Origin of the sequence: Streptomyces sp. NPDC050619 (assembly GCF_040654815.1) — a bacterium.
In the GTDB taxonomy this organism is placed as follows: Bacteria; Actinomycetota; Actinomycetes; order Streptomycetales; family Streptomycetaceae; genus Streptomyces.
The window spans coordinates 35,287-60,821 of the sequence record NZ_JBFAIR010000021.1; the positions used below are offsets into that span (position 1 = coordinate 35,287).

The 25,535-nt window shown below is 69.2% G+C and carries 23 protein-coding genes and 1 riboswitch; of the genes, 14 read left to right on the forward strand and 9 right to left on the reverse strand.

Translation table 11 applies throughout. The features are described 5' to 3' along the window. The first annotated feature begins 7 nt into the window (after window positions 1-7). From nuoL to nuoN, 3 genes are read left to right on the forward strand one after another with little or no spacing between them, the layout of a single operon-like run. Window positions 8-1,972, forward strand: coding sequence for an NADH-quinone oxidoreductase subunit L (nuoL, locus tag AB0I77_RS30615; RefSeq protein ID WP_363285967.1), 1,965 nt, complete (start codon window positions 8-10; stop codon window positions 1,970-1,972). Between the two features lie 5 nt (window positions 1,973-1,977). Then, window positions 1,978-3,549, forward strand: a complete 1,572-nt coding sequence (locus AB0I77_RS30620; RefSeq protein ID WP_363285968.1) for an NADH-quinone oxidoreductase subunit M — start codon at window positions 1,978-1,980, stop codon at window positions 3,547-3,549. Then, complete coding sequence (nuoN, locus tag AB0I77_RS30625; RefSeq protein ID WP_363285969.1) at window positions 3,546-5,195, forward strand: NADH-quinone oxidoreductase subunit NuoN; 1,650 nt, start codon at window positions 3,546-3,548, stop codon at window positions 5,193-5,195. The genes AB0I77_RS30620 and nuoN overlap by 4 nt, the downstream gene beginning before the upstream one ends. A gap of 73 nt (window positions 5,196-5,268) precedes the next feature. On the opposite strand, the gene AB0I77_RS30630 is transcribed toward nuoN, so the two are convergent. Beyond that, window positions 5,269-5,871, reverse strand: a complete 603-nt coding sequence (locus AB0I77_RS30630) for a Uma2 family endonuclease (protein ID WP_363285970.1) — start codon at window positions 5,869-5,871, stop codon at window positions 5,269-5,271. Between the two features lie 201 nt (window positions 5,872-6,072). On the opposite strand from AB0I77_RS30630, the gene recQ reads away from it, so the two are divergent. Then, window positions 6,073-8,085 carry a DNA helicase RecQ gene (gene recQ, locus AB0I77_RS30635; RefSeq protein ID WP_363286091.1) on the forward strand — a complete coding sequence of 671 codons (2,013 nt, stop codon included), beginning with the start codon at window positions 6,073-6,075 and terminating at the stop codon, window positions 8,083-8,085. Between the two features lie 59 nt (window positions 8,086-8,144). On the opposite strand, the gene AB0I77_RS30640 is transcribed toward recQ, so the two are convergent. Then, on the reverse strand, window positions 8,145-9,083 hold the full coding sequence (locus tag AB0I77_RS30640) for a M56 family metallopeptidase (RefSeq protein ID WP_363285971.1): 939 nt from the start codon (window positions 9,081-9,083) through the stop codon (window positions 8,145-8,147). A 177-nt stretch (window positions 9,084-9,260) separates the two neighbouring features. On the opposite strand from AB0I77_RS30640, the gene AB0I77_RS30645 reads away from it, so the two are divergent. Then, complete coding sequence (locus AB0I77_RS30645; protein WP_363285972.1) at window positions 9,261-9,488, forward strand: hypothetical protein; 228 nt, start codon at window positions 9,261-9,263, stop codon at window positions 9,486-9,488. Window positions 9,489-9,520: 32 nt separating this feature from the next. Here the strand turns inward: AB0I77_RS30645 and fahA are convergent, their stop codons facing one another. Next, window positions 9,521-10,735, reverse strand: a complete 1,215-nt coding sequence (gene fahA / locus AB0I77_RS30650; RefSeq protein WP_363285973.1) for a fumarylacetoacetase — start codon at window positions 10,733-10,735, stop codon at window positions 9,521-9,523. A gap of 225 nt (window positions 10,736-10,960) precedes the next feature. On the opposite strand from fahA, the gene AB0I77_RS30655 reads away from it, so the two are divergent. Together AB0I77_RS30655 and AB0I77_RS30660 are read left to right on the forward strand one after the other, a co-directional pair. Further along, window positions 10,961-12,226, forward strand: a complete 1,266-nt coding sequence (locus AB0I77_RS30655; RefSeq protein WP_363286092.1) for an ATP-grasp domain-containing protein — start codon at window positions 10,961-10,963, stop codon at window positions 12,224-12,226. Window positions 12,227-12,276: 50 nt separating this feature from the next. Further along, on the forward strand, window positions 12,277-13,539 hold the full coding sequence (locus tag AB0I77_RS30660) for an FAD-dependent oxidoreductase (protein ID WP_363285974.1): 1,263 nt from the start codon (window positions 12,277-12,279) through the stop codon (window positions 13,537-13,539). A gap of 90 nt (window positions 13,540-13,629) precedes the next feature. Here the strand turns inward: AB0I77_RS30660 and AB0I77_RS30665 are convergent, their stop codons facing one another. The 3 genes from AB0I77_RS30665 to AB0I77_RS30675 all read right to left on the reverse strand — a co-directional run bounded on the left by AB0I77_RS30665 (window position 13,630) and on the right by AB0I77_RS30675 (window position 15,278). After that, entirely contained in the window at window positions 13,630-14,127 is a 498-nt protein-coding gene (locus tag AB0I77_RS30665; protein WP_363285975.1) for a cupin domain-containing protein, read from the reverse strand. Between the two features lie 192 nt (window positions 14,128-14,319). Further along, window positions 14,320-14,757, reverse strand: a complete 438-nt coding sequence (locus AB0I77_RS30670; protein ID WP_363285976.1) for a VOC family protein — start codon at window positions 14,755-14,757, stop codon at window positions 14,320-14,322. 2 nt (window positions 14,758-14,759) lie between these two features. Continuing rightward, entirely contained in the window at window positions 14,760-15,278 is a 519-nt protein-coding gene (locus AB0I77_RS30675) for a nuclear transport factor 2 family protein (protein ID WP_363285977.1), read from the reverse strand. 122 nt (window positions 15,279-15,400) lie between these two features. Here AB0I77_RS30675 and AB0I77_RS30680 point away from each other — a divergent pair, with 122 nt between their 5' ends. Continuing rightward, window positions 15,401-16,297: a LysR family transcriptional regulator gene (locus tag AB0I77_RS30680; RefSeq protein WP_363285978.1), complete on the forward strand. Its 897-nt coding sequence runs from the start codon at window positions 15,401-15,403 to the stop codon at window positions 16,295-16,297. A gap of 201 nt (window positions 16,298-16,498) precedes the next feature. Beyond that, complete coding sequence (locus AB0I77_RS30685) at window positions 16,499-16,957, forward strand: carboxymuconolactone decarboxylase family protein (RefSeq protein WP_363285979.1); 459 nt, start codon at window positions 16,499-16,501, stop codon at window positions 16,955-16,957. 127 nt (window positions 16,958-17,084) lie between these two features. On the opposite strand, the gene AB0I77_RS30690 is transcribed toward AB0I77_RS30685, so the two are convergent. Both AB0I77_RS30690 and AB0I77_RS30695 read right to left on the reverse strand, forming a co-directional pair. Continuing rightward, window positions 17,085-17,495: a hypothetical protein gene (locus AB0I77_RS30690; RefSeq protein ID WP_363285980.1), complete on the reverse strand. Its 411-nt coding sequence runs from the start codon at window positions 17,493-17,495 to the stop codon at window positions 17,085-17,087. A 164-nt stretch (window positions 17,496-17,659) separates the two neighbouring features. Beyond that, the gene (locus AB0I77_RS30695) at window positions 17,660-18,823 is read right to left on the reverse strand and encodes an arabinogalactan endo-1,4-beta-galactosidase (protein ID WP_363285981.1); all 1,164 of its coding nucleotides are present in this window, start codon (window positions 18,821-18,823) and stop codon (window positions 17,660-17,662) included. 302 nt (window positions 18,824-19,125) lie between these two features. On the opposite strand from AB0I77_RS30695, the gene AB0I77_RS30700 reads away from it, so the two are divergent. From AB0I77_RS30700 to AB0I77_RS30720, 5 genes are all read left to right on the forward strand, one after another. Then, window positions 19,126-20,463, forward strand: a complete 1,338-nt coding sequence (locus AB0I77_RS30700; protein ID WP_363285982.1) for a sugar ABC transporter substrate-binding protein — start codon at window positions 19,126-19,128, stop codon at window positions 20,461-20,463. Then, entirely contained in the window at window positions 20,460-21,455 is a 996-nt protein-coding gene (locus AB0I77_RS30705) for a sugar ABC transporter permease (RefSeq protein ID WP_363285983.1), read from the forward strand. The genes AB0I77_RS30700 and AB0I77_RS30705 overlap by 4 nt, the downstream gene beginning before the upstream one ends. Next, window positions 21,452-22,330 (forward strand): carbohydrate ABC transporter permease, encoded by an 879-nt coding sequence (locus AB0I77_RS30710; RefSeq protein WP_363285984.1) that lies wholly within the window; start codon window positions 21,452-21,454, stop codon window positions 22,328-22,330. The genes AB0I77_RS30705 and AB0I77_RS30710 overlap by 4 nt, the downstream gene beginning before the upstream one ends. An 83-nt stretch (window positions 22,331-22,413) precedes the next feature. Next, window positions 22,414-23,442, forward strand: a complete 1,029-nt coding sequence (locus AB0I77_RS30715) for a LacI family DNA-binding transcriptional regulator (RefSeq protein WP_363285985.1) — start codon at window positions 22,414-22,416, stop codon at window positions 23,440-23,442. 124 nt (window positions 23,443-23,566) lie between these two features. Further along, window positions 23,567-24,379 carry an HAD family hydrolase gene (locus AB0I77_RS30720; protein WP_363285986.1) on the forward strand — a complete coding sequence of 271 codons (813 nt, stop codon included), beginning with the start codon at window positions 23,567-23,569 and terminating at the stop codon, window positions 24,377-24,379. Between the two features lie 7 nt (window positions 24,380-24,386). On the opposite strand, the gene AB0I77_RS30725 is transcribed toward AB0I77_RS30720, so the two are convergent. Next, a complete protein-coding gene (locus tag AB0I77_RS30725; protein ID WP_363285987.1) occupies window positions 24,387-25,127 on the reverse strand; it encodes a LysM peptidoglycan-binding domain-containing protein in 741 nt (246 codons plus the stop codon). 5 nt (window positions 25,128-25,132) lie between these two features. Then, window positions 25,133-25,309: riboswitch (cyclic di-AMP (ydaO/yuaA leader) on the reverse strand. Window positions 25,310-25,535: the final 226 nt, after the last annotated feature.

Genomic DNA, 25,535 nt, shown 5'->3' on the forward strand with positions numbered 1-25,535 from the left:
CTGAATCGTGGAGAATCTGATTGCGCTGCTCATCGCGGCGCCCCTGCTCGGAGCGGCGGTCCTGCTGTGCGGCGGCCGGAGACTGGACGCCGTCGGCCACTGGATCGGCACGGTCCTCGCCGCCGTCTCCTTCGTGTTCGGCGCGGTCCTCTTCGCCGATCTGCTCGGCAAGGACGCCGCACACCGGACGCTGACGCAGCACCTGTTCAGCTGGGTCCCGGTCGAGGGCTTCCAGGCGGACGTCGCCTTCCGCCTCGACCAGCTGTCGATGACCTTCGTGCTGCTGATCACCGGCGTCGGCTCACTGATCCACCTGTACTCGGTCGGGTACATGAAGCACGACGAGCGGCGCCGCCGCTTCTTCGGCTATCTGAACCTGTTCCTCGCGGCGATGCTGCTGCTCGTCCTCGCCGACAACTACCTGCTGCTGTACGTCGGCTGGGAGGGCGTCGGTCTCGCCTCCTACCTGCTGATCGGCTTCTGGCAGCACAAGCCCAGCGCGGCCACCGCCGCGAAGAAGGCCTTCCTGGTCAACCGCGTCGGCGACATGGGCCTGGCGATCGCGGTCATGCTGATGTTCACGACCTTCGGGACCTTCGCCTTCGGGCCGGTGCTCGGCACCCACGAGGAGCCGGGGCTCGTCGGTGGCGCCGGCGAGGCCACGCTCACCGGCATCGCCCTGATGCTGCTGCTCGCCGCCTGCGGCAAGTCCGCCCAGGTGCCGCTGCAGTCCTGGCTCGGGGACGCGATGGAGGGCCCGACGCCGGTCTCGGCCCTCATCCACGCCGCGACGATGGTGACCGCGGGCGTGTACCTGATCGTCCGCTCCGGGGTCATCTTCAACGCGGCGCCCGACGCGCAACTCGTCGTCACCATCGTCGGCGCCGTCACGCTCCTGTTCGGTGCGATCGTCGGTTGCGCGAAGGACGACATCAAGAAGGCGCTGGCCGGCTCGACCATGTCGCAGATCGGCTACATGGTCCTCGCCGCGGGCCTCGGCCCCATCGGCTACGTCTTCGCGATCATGCACCTGGTGACGCACGGCTTCTTCAAGGCCGGACTGTTCCTCGGCGCCGGTTCGGTCATGCACGGCATGAACGACGAGGTCGACATGAGGAAGTACGGCGGCCTCAGGAAGTACATGCCGGTCACCTTCGTCACCTTCGGCCTCGGCTACCTCGCCATCATCGGCTTCCCGGGCCTGTCCGGCTTCTTCTCCAAGGACAAGATCATCGAGGCGGCGTTCGCCAAGGGCGGCACCGAGGGATGGATCCTCGGCGGCGCGGCCCTGCTCGGCGCGGCCATCACCGCGTACTACATGACGCGCGTGATGCTGATGACGTTCTTCGGAGAAGAACGCTGGCGTCACACCAAGACGGCCTCTCCGGCCGAGCCGAGTGCGGAGCCCGCCGCCGAGCACCACGGCGAGCACGCGGAACCGCACCCGCACGAGTCGCCCAAGTCCATGACGATCCCCATGATCGTGCTGGCCTTCGGATCGGTGTTCGCGGGCGGCTTCTTCAGCATCGGCGACCGCTTCCTGCACTGGCTCGAACCCGTCACCGGCCACGACCACGGACACCCGCCGGTCAGCGCGCTGACGGTCACCCTCGCCACGATGGTGGTGCTGGTCGTCGGCGTGGCGATCGCCTGGGCCCAGTACGGGCGCCGCCCGGTCCCGGTCCTCGCCCCGCGCGGGTCGCTGCTCACCCGGGCCGCCCGGCGCGACCTGCTCCAGGACGACTTCAACCACGTCGTCCTCGTCCGTGGAGGCGAGCACCTCACACGCTCCCTGGTGTACGTCGACCACACCCTGGTCGACGGCGTCGTCAACGGCACGGCGGCCTCGGTCGGCGGCCTCTCCGGACGGATGCGCAAGCTCCAGAACGGCTTCGCGCGGTCGTACGCGGTCTCGATGTTCGGCGGTGCGGCGGTCCTCGTCGCCGCGACCCTGCTGATGAGGGCGGTCTGATACCGATGTCCTTTCCCCTGCTGACAGCGACGGCGGTGCTCCCGGCCCTCGGGGCTCTCGCCACGGCAGCCGTGCCGGCCGCCCGGCGCACCGCCGCGAAGTGGCTGGCGCTGCTCGTCTCGCTCGCCACACTCGTACTCGCGATCACGGTCCTGGTCCGCTTCGACCCGGACGGCGACCGCTACCAGCTCACCGAATCCCACGCCTGGATCGCGGACTTCGGGGTCAGATACGAGCTGGGCGTGGACGGCATCGCGGTGGCGCTGATCGCGCTGACCGCCCTGCTGATCCCGTTCATCATCCTCGCGGGCTGGCACGACGCCGACCCGCTGGAGACGGGCAACACGCGCTGGCGGCCCACCCAGGGCTTCTTCGCCCTGATCCTGGCCGTCGAGGCGATGGTGATCATCTCCTTCGAGGCCACCGACGTCTTCCTCTTCTACATCTTCTTCGAAGCCATGCTCATCCCGATGTACTTCCTCATCGGCGGCTTCGGCGACCGTGCCCACCAGCACGGCGAGGAGGTGGCGTCGACGCAACGGTCTTACGCGGCGGTGAAGTTCCTCCTCTACAACCTGGTCGGCGGTCTGATCATGCTGGCCGCGGTGATCGGCCTCTATGTGGTCGCCGGGAACTTCTCGCTGACGGAGATCGCCGAGGCGCGGGCCAACGGCTCGCTGGACATGGCGACCAGCACCGAACGCTGGCTGTTCCTGGGCTTCTTCTTCGCCTTCGCGGTGAAGGCGCCGCTGTGGCCGCTGCACACCTGGCTGCCCAATGCCATGGGGGAGGCCACCACCCCGGTCGCCGTCCTCATCACGGCGGTCGTCGACAAGGTGGGCACCTTCGCGATGCTCCGCTTCTGCCTCCAGCTGTTCCCGGAGGCGTCGAAGTGGGCGACGCCCGTCATCCTCGTACTCGCGCTGATCAGCATCATCTACGGGGCGTTGCTCGCCGTGGGCCAGCGGGACATCAAGCGGCTGGTGGCGTACGCGTCGATCTCGCACTTCGGCTTCATCATCATGGGCATCTTCGCGATGACCAGCCAGGGCCAGTCCGGGGCGACGCTCTACATGGTCAACCACGGGATCTCGACCGCCGCGTTGATGCTGGTGGCCGGCTTCCTGATCTCACGGCGCGGCTCGCGGCTCATCGCCGACTACGGCGGAGTGCAGAAGGTCGCTCCGGTGCTCGCCGGCACCTTCCTGATCGGCGGTCTGGCGACCCTGTCGCTCCCCGGGCTCGCGCCCTTCGTGAGTGAATTCCTGGTCCTGGTGGGCACGTTCGCCCGGTACCCGGTGATCGGGATCATCGCCACCTTCGGCATCGTGCTCGCCGCGCTCTACACCCTCGTCCTCTATCAGAGGACGATGACGGGCCCGGTGAAACCCGAGGTCTCCGCGATGCCGGACCTGAGGGTGCGCGAGCTCGTGGTGGTCGCTCCGCTGGTCGCACTGTTGATCTTCCTGGGCGTCTATCCGAAGCCCGTCACGGACATCGTCAACCCGGCGGTCAAGCAGACGATGTCCGACGTAAACAAGAAGGACCCCCAGCCCGAGGTGGAGGCGGCCAAGTGAGCGCAGTAGCCGTCCACAGCCTGTGGACAACCGCGGCCGATCCGATCTCGAAGATCGACGCGCCGAAGTTCGAATACGCACAATTGTCGCCCACCTTGATCGTCGTCGGCGCGGCGATCGTCGGGGTGCTGGTCGAGGCGTTCGTCCCGCGCAAGTCGCGTTACTACGCCCAGCTGTTCGTCTCCGTCGTCGCGCTCGTCGCCGCCTTCGCGGCGGTCGTCGCGCTCGCCACCGAGGGGTACGCCACGACCAAGGCGGGCATCGTGGCGATGGGGGCGATCGCCGTCGACGGGCCGGCCCTGTTCCTTCAGGGCACGATCCTGCTGGCGGGCCTCGTTGGCCTGTTCACCTTCGCCGAACGGCGGCTCGACCCCGAGGCGCACGGCAACCGCGTCGACTCCTTCGCCGCACAGGCCGCCTCCGTGCCGGGCAGCGACAGCGAAAAGGCCGCCGTGAAGGCCGGGTTCACCACCACCGAGGTGTTCCCGCTGCTGCTGTTCGCGATCGCCGGCATGCTGATCTTCCCGGCGGCCAACGACCTGCTGACGCTCTTCGTGGCCCTGGAAGTCTTCTCGCTCCCGCTGTACCTGCTGTGCGCGCTGGCCCGCCGCAAGCGGCTGATGTCGCAGGAGGCCGCGGTCAAGTACTTCCTGCTCGGCGCGTTCGCCTCCGCGTTCACCCTGTTCGGCATCGCGCTGCTGTACGGCTACTCGGGCTCGATGTCGTACGCCACGATCGCGCAGGTCGTCGACGGCACGGTCACGAACGTCAACCCGGCGCTCGCGGACACCATGGGCAACGACGCGCTGCTGCTCGTCGGCGGCGCGATGATCATCATGGGTCTGCTGTTCAAGGTCGGCGCGGTGCCGTTCCACATGTGGACGCCGGACGTCTACCAGGGCGCGCCGACCCCGGTGACCGGGTTCATGGCGGCGGCGACGAAGGTGGCGGCGTTCGGTGCGCTGCTGCGGATCCTGTACGTCGTGCTGCCGGGCCTGCGCTGGGACTGGCGGCCGGTGATGTGGGCCGTCGCGATCGTCACCATGCTGGGCGGTGCGATCGTCGCGATCACGCAGACCGACATCAAGCGGCTGCTGGCGTACTCGTCGATCGCGCACGCGGGCTTCATCCTCGCGGGTGTCATCGCGACCACGCCGGACGGCGTCTCGTCCGTCCTCTTCTACCTGGCCGCCTACTCGTTCGTGACGATCGGCGCGTTCGCGGTGGTGACGCTGGTGCGGGACGCGGGCGGCGAGGCGACGCACCTGTCCAAGTGGGCGGGGCTGGGCCGTCGGTCTCCGCTGGTCGCGGCCGTGTTCGCGGTGTTCCTGCTGGCCTTCGCCGGCATCCCGCTGACCTCCGGGTTCGCCGGGAAGTTCGCCGTGTTCAAGGCGGCGGCCGAGGGCGGGGCGGCCCCGCTGGTCGTGGTCGGCGTGATCTCGTCCGCGATCGCGGCGTTCTTCTACATCCGCGTGATCGTGCTGATGTTCTTCAGCGAGCCGCGGCCCGAGGGCCCGACGGTGGCGGTGCCGTCGCCGCTCACGACGACGGCGATCGGGGTCGGTGTGGCGGTCACGCTGGTGCTCGGTGTGGCGCCGCAGTACTTCCTGGACCTGGCGAACCAGGCGGGGGTGTTCGTGCGCTGAGGCCACCTGGTCATACACAGCAGCCCGGCCCCTGTTCACGGGGCCGGGCTGCTGTGTACGAAGCGGTACCGGGTTACTCGCCGCCACCGCGGCGTGGCTTGATACCGGTGAGATCCAGATCCACCGGGAACGGGACGGTCACCTTCATCCGCTCGCGGAAGATCCCCACGCTGGCGTAGGCGCCGGTGGTGGGCTCCAGCTCGAAGGCATGTACCGCGGCGAGCCCCTTCTCGTTCTCCACGCGCCAGTAATGAGGAATGCCGGCCCGGGCGTACTTCAGCGGCTTGGTCTGGCGGTCCCGTGACACGGAATCCGCCGAGACGACCTCCATGGCCAGTACGACGGCCTCGGCCGGGTACCGGGTCTGCTCCGGGTCCTCCACCACGTCCCCGCGCACCACGATCACATCCGGCTCGGGCCGGTTCTGGCGGTCGATGTCGATGGTGAACTCGCGGATGACCTCGAAATCTGCCGGTGCCAGGGACTGGAGCTGCCATTCGAAGAAGCTCACAGCGCGTGAGTGAAAGAGGGTCTGCGGACTCACGAAGACCAGGCTCCCGTCGATCAGTTCCGTATGCGGAGGCAGATTCGGAAGCTGGTCCAGGTCGTCGGCGGTCCAGCCGCCCTCCGGTGGGGTCGGCCAAGTGGGCGTGGACGCCTTCGGTGCGACGCTCATCAGTGCTCCCATGGGACGGAGTCTCGCCGGTGCTTTCAGACTATCGGGCGGAAACAGGGCAGGTCTCCCGCGAACGTGTGAACGAGCGTCGTGTCCTTGACGCGGGCTGCGTGAGACGGCCTGTGGATAACTCCGGCGCTGTCAGTACGGACCCCTATCGTGGATGCAGTGGTCGACGGACGACGTACGGGGGACATGGCTATGGGCGGGACGGGCGGGATCAGCGAGATGCCAGGGACGATCGACAACGAAGCGCTGGCCACGCTGCACCGGGTCTTCGGGTACGAGGCCTTCCGCAGCGAGCAGGAAGAGATCATCGAGCATGTGGTGGCCGGCGGGGACGCCGTCGTCCTGATGCCGACCGGCGGCGGCAAGTCGCTGTGCTACCAGATCCCGTCCCTGGTCAGACCCGGTACAGGCATCGTGATCTCCCCGCTCATCGCGCTGATGCAGGACCAGGTGGACGCGCTGCGGGCACTGGGCGTGAACGCCGGGTTCATGAACTCCACGCAGGACTTCGACGAGCGGCGGACCGTCGAGGCCGAGTACCTGGCAGGAGGGCTGGACCTGCTCTACCTGGCGCCGGAGCGGCTGCGGCTCGACTCGACCCTGGACCTCCTCTCGCGCGGGAAGATCGCGGTCTTCGCCATCGACGAGGCGCACTGCGTGTCCCAGTGGGGTCACGACTTCCGCCCCGACTACCTGGCCCTGTCGCTGCTCGGCGAGCGCTGGCCGGACGTACCGCGGATCGCGCTGACGGCGACGGCCACGCACGCCACGCACCAGGAGATCACCCAGCGGCTGAACATGCCGAGTGCGCGCCACTTCGTGGCGAGCTTCGACCGGCCCAACATCCAGTACCGGATCGTGCCGAAGGCCGACCCCAAGAAGCAGCTGCTGAGCTTCCTGCGCGAGGAGCACGCGGGTGACGCGGGCATCGTGTACTGCCTCTCGCGCAAGTCGGTGGACGCGACGGCCGAATTCCTCAGCCGCAACGGCATCGAGGCGGCGCCCTACCACGCGGGCCTGGACGCGGGCACCCGTGCCGCTCACCAGTCCCGGTTCCTGCGGGAGGAAGGCCTGGTCGTGGTCGCGACCATCGCCTTCGGCATGGGCATCGACAAGCCGGACGTCCGCTTCGTCGCCCACCTCGACCTGCCCAAGTCGGTCGAGGGCTACTACCAGGAGACGGGCCGCGCCGGCCGCGACGGACTGCCCTCGACGGCATGGATGGCGTACGGCCTCAACGACGTCATACAGCAGCGCAAGATGATCCAGTCGAGCGAGGGCGACGAGGCGTTCCGCCGCCGGGCCGCCTCCCACCTGGACGCGATGCTCGCGCTGTGCGAGACGGTCCAGTGCCGACGGGGCCAGCTGCTCGCCTACTTCGGACAGGATCCCGACTCGACGGGCTGCGGCAACTGCGACACCTGCCTCACCCCGCCGGAGACCTGGGACGGCACGGTCGCGGCCCAGAAGGTGCTGTCGGCGGTGGTCCGGTTGCAGCGGGAGCGTGGGCAGAAGTTCGGCGCGGTGCAGATCGTCGACATCCTGCTGGGCAAGCGCACGGCCAAGGTGATCCAGTTCGACCACGACCAGCTGTCCGTGTTCGGCATCGGCGAGGAGCTCGCCGAGGCCGAATGGCGCGGTGTCGTACGGCAGTTGCTGGCGCAGGGGCTGCTGGCGGTCGAGGGGGACTACGGCACACTGGTGCTGACCGAGGCGAGCGGCACCGTGCTGCGCCGGGAGCGGGAGGTGCCGCTGCGCAAGGAACCGAAGAAGCCGGTGACCTCGCGGTCGGCGGCGGGGTCGTCGGGTTCCGGGCGCGGGGAGCGCAAGGCCAAGGCGGCGGTGGCCGAGCTGCCCGAGGAGCTGGTGCCGGCGTTCGAGGCGCTGCGGGCGTGGCGGGCCGAGCAGGCGCGGGAGCAGGGGGTTCCGGCGTACGTCATCTTCCACGACGCGACGCTCAGGGAGATCGTGACGGTGTGGCCCACCTCCGTGACGGAGCTCGGCGGCATCAGTGGGGTCGGCGAGAAGAAGCTGGCGACCTACGGGGAGGGTGTGATCGAAGTGCTGGCCGGACTGGGCGGACCCGCCGGAGCGGGGCCGAGCCAGGCGGGTGCTGGGGATTCGGGTGCGGCGGGTGCCGGGGATCCGGGTTCGGACGACTGGCCCGAGATGGAGGCGGAGCCGGAGCCGGAGGACTGGATATAGAGGTGGGTTCGGGGCGTCGCCAGGGTGGCGTCACTCGGCCGTGCCACGCGGCGGTGCCTCTACGACAACGCCGTAAGTCCCGGGGCGAGGATGATCAGGAGCGGCAGCAACGGGATCAGTGTCGCCACCGTCGTGGTCAGTGCGCGGTGCCGACGGCCGAGTCGGGGCTGGGGCTCCAGGAGGCGGTCCACCCGTTCGCCCAGGAGGCGGTGGGTCGAGGCGCAGGAGAGGACGCCTCGGTGCTGGTTCAGTTCGATCAGGGCCAGGGCCGTGGTCAGGTGGCCGCAGCGACGGGAGGCCGTGTCGTCGGCGGCGAGTTCGACCAGGCGGTGGGTCTGGTCGCAGAAGTGGGCGAAGAGCGGGATACGGGGGAAGCCGGTGGCGAGTGCCGTGGAAAGGTGTAGCAGCCAGTCGTGGTGGGCCCGGGCGTGGCCGCGCTCATGGGTGAGGACCGCGTCGAGCTGGTGGTCGGTGAGGCGGTGCAGGGCGCCGGTGGTGACGATCAGCTGGGGCGGGCTGCCTGGCATGCACCAGGCGTCCGGGTATTCGTCCTCCAGCACCAGCAGCGGGCCGCGTGCGGTGGGGAGGCCGGCCGGCAGGTCGGGGGCGCGTTCGCGCAGGTGGGCGCGGGCCTGGCCGCGGCAGCGACGCGCCTCGACGAACTCACGGGCGAGCATCGCGGTCGTCCAGGCGGCCCCGCACGCCAGCAGCACGGTGAGGGCGGAGGCCCAGGCCGGGGCGGTGGACAGGTCGTACGCCGCGGTCACCGCCGGCGGCGCCGGGGCGAAGACGTGGTGGCGGACCGTGTGGAAGACGGCCGCTGCGCCCAGCGCGAGAGCCGTGAGACAGCACAGCAGGACCGTGGCGACCAGGCACTGCCACACCCACAGCGCGACCACCGGGTCGCGTTCGGGCCACGCGGCCCGGGTCAGCGCACGCGGGACCGGCACGGCGGCCGTCAGGGCGACGACGCTCAGCAGGAGCAGGCAGACAGTCATGCCACGGGCTCCGGATCCTGGTTGGAAGAGGGGCGGCTAGAGGGGCGGCTATTGGTGGTGCTGTGTGAGCTGTGTGGGGCTGTGTACGGGTGGTGCTGTGTGGGGCAGCGAGTGCGTCGTACGGTGCGAGCCGCCCGCCGCCAGTATGACGGCGCGGAGCGCGGGAGTCAGGGGGGCATGACGGACACGGACCGCACCACCCCCGCTCGCCGCGCCATGACCGTCCGCTTCTGGTGCCCCGCGCCCCGGTGGCTCGACCGCCGCCCGCCTCTCGCGCCCCACGCCCCCATCCCCTACGCCCGCCGCCACATCTACACGCTCACCACGCCCCTACCTCCTGACGCCCCCTCCTCCCAACGCCTCCCGTACAGCCCTCCGGCGCCGCGGAGCTGGACTCAGGCATGAGGAGCCCCGGGGAAGGAGCCCCGGGGGTTGTGTCAACTGCTTGCTACAACGCGTCCGCTGACCTCGCCCAGCCCCACCCGGACCCCGTCCGGTCCCGGGGCCCATGCCGACATGGTCACCACGTCGCCGTCCTCGAGGAACGTTCGCTTGCCGTCGGGGAGTTCGAGAGGGTCGCGGCCGTTCCAGGTCAGTTCCAGCAGGGAGCCGCGTTCCCGTTGCGTCGGGCCGCTGACCGTGCCGGAGCCGTACAGGTCGCCGGTGCGCAGACAGGCGCCGTTGACCGTCATGTGGGCCAGTTGCTGCGCGGCCGTCCAGTACATGGTGGAGAAGGGGGGCGCGGAGACCACGTGACCGTTGATCGCGACGGAGATGCGCAGGTCGTAGCCGCTGGGCTCCTCCTCGGTGTCGTCCAGGTAGGGCAGGAGCGGGTGCGTCCGGGCCGGCGGTGCGAGCCGCGCCTCCTCCAGGGCGTCCAGGGGCGTGATCCAGGCCGACACCGAGGTGGCGAAGGACTTGCCGAGGAACGGGCCGAGGGGGACGTACTCCCAGGCCTGGATGTCGCGGGCGGACCAGTCGTTCAGCAGGCACAGGCCGAAGACGTGCTCCCGGAAGTCGTCGAGCCCCACCGGCTTCCCCCTCTCCGACGGAGCGCCGACCACGAAGCCGACCTCGGCCTCGATGTCCAGGCGGACGGAGGGGCCGAAGACGGGTGCCGGGTCGGTGGGTGCCTTCCGCTGGCCCGACGGGCGTACGACATCGGTGCCCGAGACCACCACCGTGCCGGAGCGGCCGTGATAGCCGATCGGGAGGTGCTTCCAGTTGGGGGTCAGGGAGTCGGCCGCGTCCGGGCGGAAGATCTGGCCGACGTTCCGGGCGTGGTTCTCGGAGGCGTAGAAGTCGACGTAGTCCGCGATCTCGAAGGGGAGGTGCAGGGTGACGGACGAGAGAGGGTGGAACAGCGGCGCGATGGTCTCGCGGTGGGACGGCACCGTCACCCAGGCCGTCAGCGCGCGCCGCACGTCCGACCAGGCGGTGCGGCCCGCTGCGAGGAGCGGGCTGAGGGAGGGCCGTGCGAGGAGCGAGAAGTACGGGGACCCGAGAGCGGCGGCCGCCGCGCCCGCGTCGAGGACATGGTCGCCGAGCCGGACGCCGACGGTGCGGTCAGTCGAGCCGGCCCGCGAGAAGACACCGTACGGAAGGTTGTGCGGGCCGAAGGGGTCGCCCTCGGGGACATCGAAGGGGGGCATCGGTGCTGCCTCACTCTCGTGCAAACGTTGACGCTCCACACGTTACGGCTGAGTTACCTGTCCGGGCAGTGTCTAAAGAGTTTGCAATGTCCGGAATTTCCTTGTCGGAGTGGGCAATTCCGGCTTAGCGTCTTTTGGGGGACATGGACGGGGTGGGTCCGGTCCGTAGGGGGAGGACACGTGGGGGGACCCGTGGCCAGGAGTACTAGCAGTGTGCCCAGCGGTGTGCCGTTCGCAGCCGCCCGTGATGTGCCGGGCCTGATCGTGAAGTTCGGCGACTACCCGCTGCATCACGGCGGTGTGGGTGCCATCCGCAGTCTGGGGCGGCTCGGCGTCCCGATGTATGCGATCACCGAGGACCGTTGTACGCCCGCGGCCGTGTCCCGCTACCTCGAGCGCGCGTTCGTGTGGCGGACGACGGGGACGGAGGAGCCGGACCGTCTGGTGGAAGGGCTGCTGCGCATCGGGCGCCGTATCGGGCGGCCCGCCGTGCTGATCCCCACCGACGAGGAGGCCGCGGTCCTGATCGCCGAACACCAGGACGAACTCGGCGGCCGCTTCCTCTTCCCGCGCGTCGACCCCGGCCTCCCGCGCCGCCTGGCCAGCAAGCAGGGGCTGCACGAGCTGTGCGTGGAACACGGGATATCGAGCCCGTCGGCCGCCTTCCCACAGTCGTACGACGATGTCGCCGCCTTCGCCGAAAGGGCCCGTTTCCCGGTGGTGGCCAAGAACCGCGAGGCGTTCGTACGACGGAAACGGCCGGCGGTGAGCGGCACGACCCGTATAGGCACCCGTGAAGGGCTGCTCGCCCTCGCCCGTGACTGGGGCGAGCGGCCCGGGGTGATCCTCCAGGAGTACCTGCCGAGGGAGGAGGCGGAGGACTGGATCGTGCACGCCTACGTCGACCGGGACTCGACGCCGCTGGCCCTGTTCACAGGGGTCAAGGTCCGCTCCTGGCCGCCGCACGCGGGCATGACGGCCAACGCGTACGTCGTCGACAATCCGGAACTCGCGGACATCGCCGGGCGTTTCATCAAACAGATCGGCTTCACCGGAATCATCGACCTCGACCTCCGCTTCGACCGGCGCGACGGACAGTACAAACTCCTCGACTTCAACCCGCGCATGGGCGCCCAGTTCCGGCTCTTCGAGAGCGAGTCGGGGGTGGACGTCGTGCGTGCCATGCATCTGGATCTGACCGGGCGCGCCGTTCCGGAGGGGGAACAGCGGGCCGGTCACCGGTACATCGTGGAGAACATCGACCTGCCCGCCCTGCTCGCCTACCGCCGCAGCGGCTATACGACGCCGCACGCACCGGCGCGGGCGAGCGGGACGGAGCTGGCCTGGTTCGCGGGTGACGACCCGTTGCCGTTCCTCACGATGCTCGCGCGTTTCGTGCGGCCGGGCGCGAAGCATCTCTATCAGCTGTGGCGTACCAATCGCCATCAGTTGTGGCGTACCAATCGCCGCGGCGGCAGCACCACGCAGTGACGAGCAGCACCACCACGAAGTGACGAAGTGACGTCCTGGGGAGGGACTTCGTGATCCAACCGGTAGCAGTCATCGGTGCCGGACCCTTCGGCCTGTCGACCGCCGCGCATCTGCGGGGGCGTGGCATACCCGTGCGCGTCTTCGGCGAACCCATGGTGAGCTGGCGTGACCACATGCCCGCGGGCATGCTCCTCAAGTCGACCCCGGCCGCCTCGAACATCGACGCCCCGCAGCGCGGCCACACCCTGGCCGACTACTGCGACGCGGCCGGGATACGGCGTCTCGTCGCGGACGAGGACATCATTCCCGTCGAGACCTTCATCGGCTACGGCGAGTGGTTCCAGCAGAAGCTGGTGCCCGAGCTGGAGCGGGTGCGGGTGGTCTCCGTGGACCGGGGAACAGGCGGGACCGGGCGGATGGGGCAGACAGTCCGGGCAAGGCGAACAGGGCGGGCACCCGCCGACGCCGGCTTCGAACTGAAGCTGGACTCGGGGGAGTTGTTCACCGTGCGGGCGGTCGTCGTGGCGACCGGCCTGTCCGGCCTCGCCCACCTGCCCCCGGAGCTGGCCACAGTCGCGGCGGACGGACCCACCCCCACGGGCCCGGTCTCCCACAGCTCCCAGCAGCACGACCTCAGCCGCTACTGCGGCAAGGACCTGATCGTCGTCGGCGCGGGCCAGTCCGCGCTGGAGACGGCCGCGCTGGCGGCGGAGGCGGGCGCGCGGGTGCGGGTGGTGGCGCGCGGGCGCGGCAGCGTCGCTTTCGGGGCGCCGCCGTGGCGGCAGCCGAAGCTGCGCCCGGCGTCGCCGTTCGGACGGGCCTGGTCCCTGTGGGCGTTGAGCTACTACCCGCACCCCTACCGCCATCTGCCGGCCCAGGTCCGCCACTACCTGGTCCGCCGTGTCCTCGGCCCGCTCGGCGCGTGGTGGCTGCGTGACCGCTTCGAGGGCAAGGTGCGGGTCAGCGAGGTCGGCCGCGTCCTGCGGGCGGACACGGCCGACGGCCACCCGGCGCTGACGGTCCTCACCGACCTCGGCGATACGGAACGGCTGTCGGCGGACCATGTCATCGCGGCCACCGGCTACCGCGTCGACCTCGCGGCGATGGACTTCCTCGGCCACGAGCTGCGCACCGAGCTCGCGGTGAGCCGGGGCACGCCGAAGCTGGGCGCGGGATACGTGTCGTCCGTACCGGGGCTGTACTTCACGGGGCTGCCGGCGGCGGCGTCGTACGGGCCGGTGATGCGGTTCGTGTGCGGAACGGAGTTCGCGTCGCCGAGGTTGGTGAGGCACCTGGCCGCGGCGCGCGGATAAGGAATCAACGGAAGTGATACTGCTTTCGACTCTCCGAGCAGAGGCGACGAACACGCGCTCGCGGCGGGCTTCTGGCGGGACTGCGGAAAGTCAGCGGGCGGCCAGTGTCTTCCTCCATACGGGGCTGTCGACGTAGTGGTTGTCGTAGCGCTCCGAGGAGTCGCGGATCTCCTGCACGGTGGCCACGCCCTGGGCGACACGCTCCAGCAGCCGGTAGTAGTCGAACCTGGGCAGTCCCGGCGTGAAGAGCACCAGCGCGTCGGCATCCCGGCCGGGGGCAGGGGCGAAAGCGTGCGGAACCCTCGGCGGAACCAGGAAGAAGTCCCCCTCCTCCAACGTGTGTACCTCTTCTCCGGCCAGGACCATCATGGAGCCGCCGAGGACGAAAAGGACTTCGGCGGCGAGCGTGTGGAAGTGGGCGGGTGCTCCGGGAGAGCCCGCCTGGAGTGTCGCGCGATTGGCGGTCAGCGCCTCGTGCGTGTCGTTCGAGTCGGCGAAGAGCGTGATGAGGCTGGAAGGACCGTCGGCGAGGCGCTCCGCTTCGGGGGCACGGACGAGCAGCGCGGACCGGAGGGCGTTCGATGGCATGACTGTTCTCCTGAAGGGAAGGCCGGGGCAGTCCGGAGACGGTCGGCCGGTGTGTTTGCCGGTGTCCAGGGGACGCGGGCACGGATTGGACGGGGAGCAGGGTCCTGGAGAGCGCCGGAGCCGGCGCTGGCGTGCAAGGGCTGCCCTGACCAGGGTGAACGGTTCGGCGGGTCAGGCTCGCAGCCTCGGATTTCAGTCGCTCCAGGTGCGGGAACAGAGAACAAGGCGGTAGCCGTCGGGATCCGTGACGGTCACGCCGTGCTGGTCCCAGTACGGGTTGTGGGCGGCCACGCGGGTGCCGCCGACTGCGAGCAGGCGGCTGAGCAGATCATCTGCGACGGGCTCCCCCAGGTAGACGACGAAGAGATCGTCCACGGTCGGGGCGGGTTCGAGCGGTTGCTCGGGGGCGTGAGTGAGTTCGAGGTGCCAGGCTCCGCCGGGCGGACCGACGATGAGCAGGTCGTGCTCGCCCGGAGGGTGCTCGGTGGTGCGCCAGGGCACCTCGAGGCCGAGACCTTCGGTGTGGAAGCGCATGGCGGCGGCGAGATCCCGGGAAGGTCGTGCGATGCGGATCCGCGTGTTTGTGCCTATCGGATGATTTGTGCCTATCGGATGAGGAGCCCCGGCCATGCTCAGTCTCCGCTGCCGAAGATGGCGGCGGGGTCGCCGGTGTACCAGGTGGTGTCGATGCGGAGGTGCTGGATGACCCAGGACTCGCCGTGGCGGACGAGGTCGACGGCGTAGGGGTTTTTCAGCAGGGCGTGCTTGCTGTGGTCTGCGGTGAGCAGGTGCTGGGCCTCGACGAGGGCGGTCAGGCGGGCGGTGTCGCCGTCGATGGTGATGCGCGGATTGGTGATCTGGTGGGTGGTGTCGACCCGGCCGGTGAACATGCCCAGGATCGTGGACACGATCGTCTCGCGGCTGGCCATCAGTGGCGGCTTGGCGCCCCATTTCGCTGCCGCGGGCCGGAAGTCCAGTTCGGCGTCCTCGGCGAAGGCCGAGGCGAACAGTTCCCGGTCCTTGAGGTCCTGGCCGAGGGCGAATCGGTACAGCGCGTCCGTGATCTCCGTTCGGTCCCGAAGCTCCTTGCTGACTGCCGCGGGGTCCGAGGCCGGGGCGGACAGGGCGTGGTCGCCGGTGACGTACATCATGTGTGATCTCCCAGTGCGGACCGTGGTGTTCGAGCGCTTTCAGCCTCCGCCCGGACAGGTGCCTGATCAACGAGAGCTTGTGCAAGGATCGTGCACCCACGCTTAACGATCGGGGGGGGGGCATGCTGGAGCGGCACGAGTTCGAGGCATTCCTGACGCTCGCCGAAGAACTGCACTTCGGCCGCACGGCCGAGCGGCTGCATCTGTCCACGGCCCGGATCAGCCAGACGATCAGAAACCTGGAGCGACGCGTCGGGGCTCCGCTCTTCAACCGCACCAGCCGACGGGTGGAGCTGACCGCGATCGGACGCCAACTCGACGAAGAGCTGCGGCCCACGTGGGCCCTGATCGCGGCGGCCCTCGAACGGGCGATCGACGCCGGGCGCGGCATCACCGGCCTGTTGCGCGTCGGGTTCGTCGACGCGGCCGGAGGACAGCTGCTGGTCGGGGCCACTGAAGTGTTCCGCGACCGCCATCCCGACTGTGATGTGCAGATCCGGGAAGCGCGGATGTCCGACGTCGTACGGTGGCTGCGCGAGGCCGAGGTGGACGTCGTACTGGCCGGCTTCCCCGCCCGGGATCCGGGTATCGCCATGGGGCCGGTGCTGGTGCGCGAAGCGCGCTTCCTGGCCCTGCCCGCCGGGCATCGTCTCGCCCGTCAGGCGTCCGTCTCCGTCGAGGACATGGCCCGGATCAGGATCCTGCATGTCGCCGGTGGGGTGCCGGATTCCTGGCGCGACGCGCACACGCCCGACACGACACCGGCGGGACGGCCGATCGAGCCCGGCCCGTCGGCCACGACCTTCCAGGAGGCGCTGACCCTGGTCGGCGCCGGCCAGGGCGCATTCCCCGTCGGTGCGCATGCCAGGCGCTACCACGCACGCCCCGACGTGACGTACCTCCCTTTCCAGGACGCACCGCCGATGGAGTGGGGTCTGCTGTGGCGCGCGGATGCGGAAACCGCCCGCGTGCGAGCTTTCAGCCAGGCCGCGTTCCACCTGACCCACAGCAACCGCTGAGCCCGTTGCCGGCGCCGTGACACCGGGATGTAGGCGGCGGCCTCACGCGGATGCGTGAAAATCGCGCGGTGCTTTTCCGCCTGGTCTGTCACAACCGCGGCCCCCGCTCCGTCAGTGCAGTGAGAGCGAAACGAGAGCGTCAGCTTCTCGCCGACCCTCTCGGCACTGCCACTGCGGCACTGACACACAGGAGGCATCACCATGCAGGCTCGGATGACGAACCCGGCGTACGTTCTTCCCGGCGCGATGAAGGGCATCGGCGCCCTCACCCAGGCGATCGGCGAGAGCGGGCTGTCGCAGGAGGTGATGGAGTTTGTCGCGCTGCGCGCCAGCCAGATCAACGGCTGTAGCGCCTGTGTCCACGGCCATGTGCACAACCTGCGCAAGGCCGGGACGAGCGAGGAGCGGATCGCGGCCGTCGTCGCCTGGCGCGAGGCTCCCTTCTTCTCCGACGCCGAGCGGGCCGCGCTCCAGCTGGCCGAGTCGGCCACGCGTCTCGCGGACCGTTCCCAGGACGCGGTGCCGGACGCGCTGTGGGACGAGGTCGCCGATCACTTCGACGAGAAGGAACTGTCGGCCCTCATCCTCACCATCGCCCTGACCAACATGTTCAACCGCATCAACGCCACCGTCAGGGAACCGGCGGGGCAGACCTGGTGATGAGGGACGGGCGCGTACCTGCCTCCGCCGGCTCTGTGAGCAGGGGCGGAGGCGGGTGGCGAGCCGCCCTCGTGTGAGGTCGACACGTGCGGACGTCACGAGGTACGGACGTCACGAGGTACGGACGTCACGACGTGCAGACGTCCTTCAACTTGTCTGCCGCCGCGTCGATCTTGCTGGAGTCGGGGTTGGTGTCCCCGTTCAGGATGGCCTTGTTGTAGTCCTTGACCGCCTGGTTCAGGTCGTCGGCCGCCTTGTCCACCTTGCTGTCGTCCGTGTCGTCGTTGATCTTGTCGATGTTCTTCTCGATCGTGTCGATCGACTCGTCCGTGCGCGAGGGGTCCTTCGCCGCGTCCCAGCCGGCCTCGTGGATCGCTTTGAGGCTGTCGGAGATCGTGTCGGCGTTGCCCACGCAGTCCAGTGAGTTGTCGAAGTCGTCGGGGTCGCAGGCGGTGGTGAGGCCGGCCGTCAGGGCGACGGCGGCGACGGCGACACCGATCTTGGTGACACGGCGACGGCGCTGGCGGTTCGCGGACATGGGGTGGTCCCTTCGTCGAGGCGAGGATCTGAGGCGAGGATCTGAGGAGAGAATCTGTCGAGCGTCTCTGTCGACTACGATCCCGTCAGCCGCACGCCGTCACGAGGGGACGACCACCCGTATCCGGGGTGTAGCCCGCTACACCGCCGCGACGACGAGGGTGCCTACGACCGGTAACGCCCCAGCGTCCTCAGCCCCGGCAGCGCCCTGTCCTCGAAGTCGAACAGCGCGAGGTTCTCCCAGGCGTTGCCCGAAGCCGGATCCGACGGGTCCCAGCCGCTGCCGGCGCGGTAGGTCCACGCGCCCTCCCAGTAGCAGTGGCCCAGGCCCTGGCCGTCCGGGACGGCCGCCACCAGGTCGGCCGACGTGCGCAGCCAGGCCGCCTGGCCCTCGGGTGTGGCGGGGAAGCCCTCGGTCAGCTGCGAGGGGCTGTTCATGATGTCGTTGACGTCGTCCTCGCTCTTCAGCGTGAACGGGTACGCCGTCTCGGCGATCACGCAGGGCTTGCCGTAACGGGCCGTGACGTCGGCCATGTTGGCCGCGGCCTGCGCCAACGGCCCGTGCCAGAAGGGGTAGTAGGAGAGCCCGATGATGTCGAAGTCCACGCCGTAGGACACCGCGTTGTCGAACCACCAGCGGTACAGCCCGTTGTCGCCGCCGTTGGCCAGGTGGAGGATCGTACGGATGCGCGGCGTGGTGTCGCGGGCGGCGCGGAGGCCCGCCTTGAGGAAGGCGGCGAGGTTGTCCCAGTGCTCCCAGTTGCCGTCGGGCCAGATCATGCCGCCGTTCAGCTCGTTGCCGATCTGCACCAGTTCGGCCGGGGTGCCCTGGCGCCTGAGCGCGCCGAGGACGTCGGCGGTGTGGTCGTAGACGGCCCTGGTCAGGCCCGCCACGTCCAGGTCGTTCCAGCCGGCCGGCTTGGTCTGGTGGGCCGGGTCCGCCCAGGTGTCGGAGTAGTGGAAGTCGACCCAGATGCCGATCCCGGCCCGCTTCAGACGACGGGCCAGCGGGAGTATGCGCTTCTTGTTGTTGTAGCCGTCCGCCGGGTTGACCCAGACCTTGAGCCGGGCGTGGGTGATGCCCGCGGCGGCGAGGATGCGGATCGGGTCGTCGCGGCGGCCGTCGGAACGCCGGTACACCGCCCCGTTGTCCTCGTTCTTCGGCAGCGAGGAGATGTCCATGCCTCGGATCTCCAGTCGACCGCCGCGGCGCTCGTCTCCCGCCGCCGTACTCGCGAGGGCGGGAGCCGCGCCCAGCACGGGTACGCCCAGCACGGGTACGGCCAGCGCGGCGGCTGAGGCAGCGGTCAGAACACTGCGTCTGCGCATTTCAGGATCCCTTCGAAGAGCTGCCCGCGGCCACTGCCGCAGGGCTCGGCATCAGGCGAGGTACGTCAATTTTCTGTGATCGTGCACAGTTATGAACACACCCGGCATCCACGAGCAACAAGTAGGTAACCCCAGGCTCTCGCCATTGACAAGGGCCCGAAACAATTCTCTACTGTGCACGATCACAGAGCCGCGCGGCCCTTCGCGCACAGCCCCTCGGTCACGTGTCGCAGCCCCTCCCCCCACGGCGGTCGCCGCGAACGCGAGACGTTCCGAGGCGGGCTCGTTCTCAGTCAGGGGAGATGAAGATGTCGATCCACCGCCGCCAGATCAGCAGGCGCAGCATTCTTGCCGGGGCCACAGCCCTCGGTCTCACCAGCACCCTCGCCGCCTGCGGCGGTTCCGACGACGACGACTCCGGCGAGAGCAGCGGGCCGGTCAAGCTGACCTACTGGTCGTGGGCGCCGAACATGGAGAAGGTCGCCGCGATCTGGAACAAGAAGAACCCGGACATCACGGTCACCGTCTCCAAGCAGGCCAGCGGTGGCGAGATCGTCTCCAAGCTGATCACCGCGAAGAAGGCCGGCAATGCGCCCGACCTGATCCAGGCCGAGTACCAGGCCCTGCCGACCCTGGTCTCCAACGACGTCCTGGCCGACATATCCAAGTACGCCGGCGACACCAAGTCCGAGTTCTCCGAGGGCCTGTGGGGCATGGTCACCCTCGGCACCGACGCGGTCTACGGGATCCCGCAGGACGCCGGGCCGCTGATGTTCTACTACCGCGAGGACCTCTTCAAGAAGCACGGACTCAGCGTCCCCAAGACGTGGACGGAGTTCGCCGAGGTCGCCCGCGCCGCCAAGAAGGCCCTCCCGGACGCCTACTTGACCACCTTCTCCGCCAACGACCCCGGCCTGTTCGCGGGCCTCGCCCAGCAGGCCGGCGGCAAGTGGTGGACCGTCGACGGCAGCGGCAAGTGGTCCGTCGCCATCGACGACGCCGGCACCAAGAAGGTCGCCGAGTTCTGGGGCGGCCTGGTGCAGGAGGGCGTCATCGACAATCAGCCGATGTACACCCCGGCCTGGAACAACGCCCTGAACAAGGGCACCCACATCGCCTGGGTCTCCGCCGTGTGGGCGCCGGGCGTGCTGGTCAGCTCCGCGCCCGACACCGAGGGCAAGTGGCGCATGGCCCCGCTGCCGCAGTGGAAGGCGGGCGAGAACGTCACCGGCAGCTGGGGCGGTTCCTCCACCGGTGTCTCCACCGACTCCAAGCACACCGAGGCCGCCGCCAAGTTCGCCCGCTGGATCAACACCGACCCGGAGGCGCTGGCCGCCCTGGTCAAGGAGGCCGGCGTCTACCCGGCGGCCGCGAAGGGACAGTCCGGCGACGTCCTCACCACGCCCGCGTTCTTCCCGAACCAGAAGGACTTCTACACCACGGCCGCCGAGATCGCCGCGACCACGGCCGCCTCCGCCTGGGGCCCGAACGTCCAGACCGCATACACCACCTTCCAGGACCAGTTCGGCAAGGCCACCAAGGCGAAGAAGGAGGCACAGTTCGTCTCCGCCCTCAGCACCATGCAGTCGAAGACCTTCGACGACATGAAGAAGCAGGGCTTCGAGGTGACCGAGGCATGACCAGCACTCCGCTCAAGGGCTCCGACCGCACCGCGGCCGGGCCCTTGGCGGACGGCACCGGCACCGCCCAGTCCGTCCGCCCCAGCCGCCCCCACCGCCGTGGCCGCAGCGCACCGTACTGGTTCCTGGTGCCGACCCTGACCTTGTTCGCCGCCTTCACCGTGGTCCCCATCGGGTACGCGATCTGGCTCAGCCTCCACAAGGTCAAGGTCAAGGGGATCGGCCTCGGCAAGGGCGCCCGCGAACAGGTCTGGAACGGCTTCGGCAACTACACCGATGTCCTCCAGGACTCCGAGTTCGGCCACAGCGTGCTCCGCGCCTTCGGCTACGGCCTCATCGTCATTCCGACCATGCTCGGCCTGGCGCTGGTCTTCGCGCTCATGCTCGACACTCCGCAGGCGCGCAGCGCGAAGTTCGCGCGGCTGGCGATCTTCCTGCCGTACGCGGTGCCCGGCATCATCGCCGCCCTGATGTGGGGCTTCCTCTACCTGCCGGACGTCAGCCCCTTCTACTACCTGCTGAACAAGTTCGACCTGCCGCAGCCGGACCTGTTCGACGGGGGCAACCTCTACCTCTCCTTCGCGAACATCGCGGTCTGGGGCGGCACCGGCTTCAACATGATCGTCATCTACACCGCGCTCAGGGCGATCCCGCAGGAGATCTACGAGGCGGCGAAGATCGACGGGGCGTCCGACCTCAAGATCGCCCTCCGGATCAAGATCCCGATCGTGGCGCCCTCGCTGGTGCTCACCTTCTTCTTCTCGGTGATCGCCACCCTCCAGGTCTTCACCGAGCCGATGGCTCTGAAGCCGCTGACCAACGGCCTCTCCACGACCTGGAGTCCGCTGATGGCCATCTACGACAGCGCCTTCCTGAAGTCCGACATCTACGGCGCCTCCGCCACCGCGGTCGTCCTGGCCCTGGCCACGTTCGTCCTCTCCTTCACTCTGCTGCGTATCTCCGACCGCTACACCGGGGAGGACCGGGCATGACCCCCCTCACGCTCACCGCCGACGTCACCGGCAAGCCCGCCCGAGCGCGGCGCACCGCCTGGGTCCCCACGCTCGTGCTGATCCTCGGCGCGCTGTACTGCCTGGTTCCCGTGGCCTGGGTGGTCTTCGCGGCGACCAAGGACCGGTCGGAGCTGTTCTCGACCTTCACCTTCGCCCCGGGCACCGGCTTCCTCGACAACCTCAAGGACCTGACCGACTACCGGGACGGCATCTACTGGACGTGGATGGCCAACTCCGCCTTCTACGCGGGCGCCGGCGCCCTGCTGTCCGCCGGGGTCTCCGCGGCCGGCGGATACGCGCTGGGCCGGTACTCCTTCCGCGGGCGGGAGTTCATCTTCAAGATGATCCTGGCCGGCGTCCTGGTGCCGAGCATCGTGTTGGCCGTCCCGCAGTACCTGCTGCTGTCGAAGATCGGCATGGCCGACTCGTACTGGTCGATGCTGCTGCCCTCGATCCTCTCCCCGTACGGCGTCTACCTGGTCCGCATCTACGCGGCCGCCTCGGTGCCCGCCGAACTCATGGAGGCCGCCCGCATGGACGGGGCGAGCGAGTGGCGGATCTTCTCCCGGATCGCCGTACCGATGATGATGCCGGGCCTGATCACGGTGTTCCTCTTCCAGTTCGTCGCCATCTGGAACAACTTCCTGCTGCCGTACGTGATGCTGGCCGACGACACCAAGTTCCCGATCACCCTCGGGCTCTACACCCTGCTCCAGCAGGGCGCCTCGCAGCCCGCCCTCTACACCCTGGTCATCACCGGGTGTCTGCTCGCGATCGTCCCGCTGGTCGCGCTCTTCCTGGTGATCCAGCGGTTCTGGTCCCTGGACCTGCTGAGCGGCTCGGTCAAGGCCTGAGGTAATTGCCATCAATTACTGCCAATTGCTATCAATTGCCGTTACTGAGCACCGATTACCGAGCACCGTCACGAACGAGGAACATGACCACCAGCGCGAACGGACGCCGCAAACCGCCCACCATTCACGACGTGGCGCGGGAGGCGGGCGTGTCGCGGGGCACCGTCTCCCGCTTCCTGAACGGCGGCCACTACGTCTCGCCGGCCGCCCGCCGGTCGGTGGAGGCCGCCATCAGGAAGACCGGGTACGTGGTCAACCGGCACGCCCGCAGCCTGAGTACGGGACGTTCGGACTCGGTCGCCTTCCTCCTCACCGAACCGCAGGAGAAGTTCTTCGAGGACCCCAACTTCAATGTGCTGCTGCGCGGGTGCACCGAGCACCTCGCCCGGCACGACATCCCGCTGCTGCTGATGCTCGCCGCCACCGACGACGACCGGCGCCGGCTGACCCGGTACATCACCTCGGGCCACGTCGACGGCGTGCTGCTGGTCTCCAGCCACAGCGGGGACCCGGTCGCCGCCGAACTGCGTGCCGCCGGGATGCCGTTGGTGGCCTGCGGCAAGCCCATGGGCCTCGGCTCCAGGGTGAGTTACGTGGCGGCCGACGACCGGGACGGCGCCCGGGAGATGGTCCGCCACCTCATCGCCGTCGGCCGCCGCCGCATCGGCATGATCACCGGACCGCTCGACACCCCGGGCGGCACCGACCGCCTGGCCGGCTACCGCGAGGTGCTCGCCGAGGCGGGCCTGCCCCACGACCCGGCACTGGTGGCGGAGGGCGACTACCGCCGCACCGGCGGCGAGCAGGCGGCCCGCCTCCTGCTGGAGCGGGCCCCCGACCTGGACGCGGTGTTCGTCGCCTCCGACCTCATGGCCCAGGGAGTGGTCAACGCCCTGCAACAGGCCGGGCGTTCCGTCCCGGACGACATCGCTGTCGGCGGCTTCGACGACTCGGCCGCGGCCACCGCCATCACCCCGGCCCTCACCACCATGCGCCAGCCCTACGACCGCATCAGCGCCGAGATGGTCCGCATGCTGATCGCCCAGATCGCGGGGGAGGACACCGCGGGAGTGATACTCCCGACGGAACTGGTCGTACGGGACTCCGCGTGAGGGCGACGAGCGTCGTGACCGGAGCAGGTGTCGTCGTAACCGGAGCAGGTGTCAACGCATGTGTAGGAAACAGCCGTCCGGTTCGCGTCGAGTCGGCGGGGCGTTCCATCCGTATTCTCTGATCATGGCCGCACCCACCGCGTATTCACTCATCGCCACCGACCTGGACGGCACGCTGCTCAGAGCCGACGACACGCTGTCCGACCGGTCCCTCGCCGCGCTCGCGCGGGTGGCGGCGGCCGGTGCCCGGCACCTCGTGGTGACCGGCCGCCCGGCACCCAGAGTGCGGCCGCTCCTCGACGACCTGGGCAGCACGGGGCTCGCGGTGTGCGGGCAGGGCGCGCAGGTCTACGACGCCGGCGCCGGCCGTCTGCTGTGGTCGGTCACCCTGGACCGGGAGCTGGCCGAGACCGCGCTCGGCAAGATCGAGGCCGAGCTGGGCCAGGTGTACGCGGCCGTCGACCAGGACGGCGTCGACGGGCTCACCCTCATCGAGCCCGGCTATCTGATGCCGCACCCGACCCTGCCCGCCGTACGCGTGGACCGGCGCGACGACCTGTGGGGCGAGCCCATCAGCAAGGTGCTGCTGCGCCATCCCGACCTGTCCGACGACGAGTTGGCCGCGACGGCGCGCGGAGTGGTCGGTTCCCTCGCCACGGTCACCATGTCGGGGCCCGGGACCGTCGAACTCCAGCCATGCGGCATCACCAAGGCGACGGGTCTGGCGCTGGCCGCCGAGCACCTGGGGCTGGGCCCCGAACAGACCATCGCCTTCGGGGACATGCCCAACGACATCCCCATGTTCGACTGGGCGGCCCACGGCGTCGCGATGGCCAACGCCCACCCCGAACTCAAGGCCGTGGCCGACGAGATCACCTCGTCGAACGAGGACGACGGCATCGCCGTCGTCCTCGAGAGACTGTTTCCGCGGCGGTAAGGCAGGCTCAGTACGCCCCGAAGACGTTGTCGATCGAGCCGTACCGCGCGGCCGCGTAGTTGCAGGCCGCGGCGATGTTCGCGACCGGGTCGTACGGGTCGAACGACGTGCCGGCCACGTGGTACGCCTGGAAGGTCGGGTCGATGGTCTGGAGCAGGCCCTTGGACGGGGTGCCTGCGGCGGCGTTGGAGTCCCAGTTGTTGATGGCGTTGGGGTTGCCCGAGGACTCGCGCATGATGTTGCGGTAAATGCCGTCGTACGAGCCGGGGATTCCCTTCTGCGCCATGATGTCCATCGCCTGGCGGATCCAGCCGTCGAGGTTGTTCGCGTACGTCTTGACGGAGGCCTGGGTGGCCTGGGTGGTCTTGGTGACGGACTGGGCGGGCTTCTTGGCGGGCGCCGAGGTCGTCTTCGTCGTCCTGACCGTCAGCTTGAGACCCTGGTGGATCAGCCGGGGGTCGTCGCCGACGGCCTTGCGGTTGTCCTTGTAGAGCTGTCGCCAGCCGCCGGGCGTGTCGTACTTGTCCGCGATGCCGTAGAGCGTGTCGCCCTTGACCGCGGTGTACGTGACGGACTTGACCTGCGCTACGGCCTGCGCTGCGGCGGGGGCCGCGGCCGGCGCCGCGGCGCTCGCGGTGGTCGCGCTCAGCAGCGGGAGGGCGAGGGCGACGGTGCCGGTTCCGACTGCGACGATGCCTCGGGTGAGCGGGCGGGTTCTGGGGCGGCGGTGCTTACCTCGTGCGGCCATGGCTCTGTTCCTCTCCGGCGCCTACGAGGTGAGCTGTCGGGTTCGGGCGGGAGCTGCCCGGCCGCGCCCTGACGGACGCGACTTCACCCCCAGCCGTTCCGGTGCGACATGTGCCGTCCGGCCCGGCGACTTACCTGGGTCCCCCGCTCCTGCCGTGCGAGTGTCTTCGTCGATGAGTCTCGGTCCGGGCGGCGGCAGGATTAGGCGTCCGCCCGACAGGCCGGGAACGTATGCGAGAGCACATGTCCGGAACAAGTGCTGGATTCACATAAGACCCCTGTTGACCTTGGACGGAGTCATTTGGGGTGCTTGATCCTTTGCTGTTGCAAGGCTCAACTGGCGTTCGATGCAAGGCGAAACGCAAAGGCGTGACAGAGGGGTGCGCGCGGGGAGCGAGTGACCCAACTC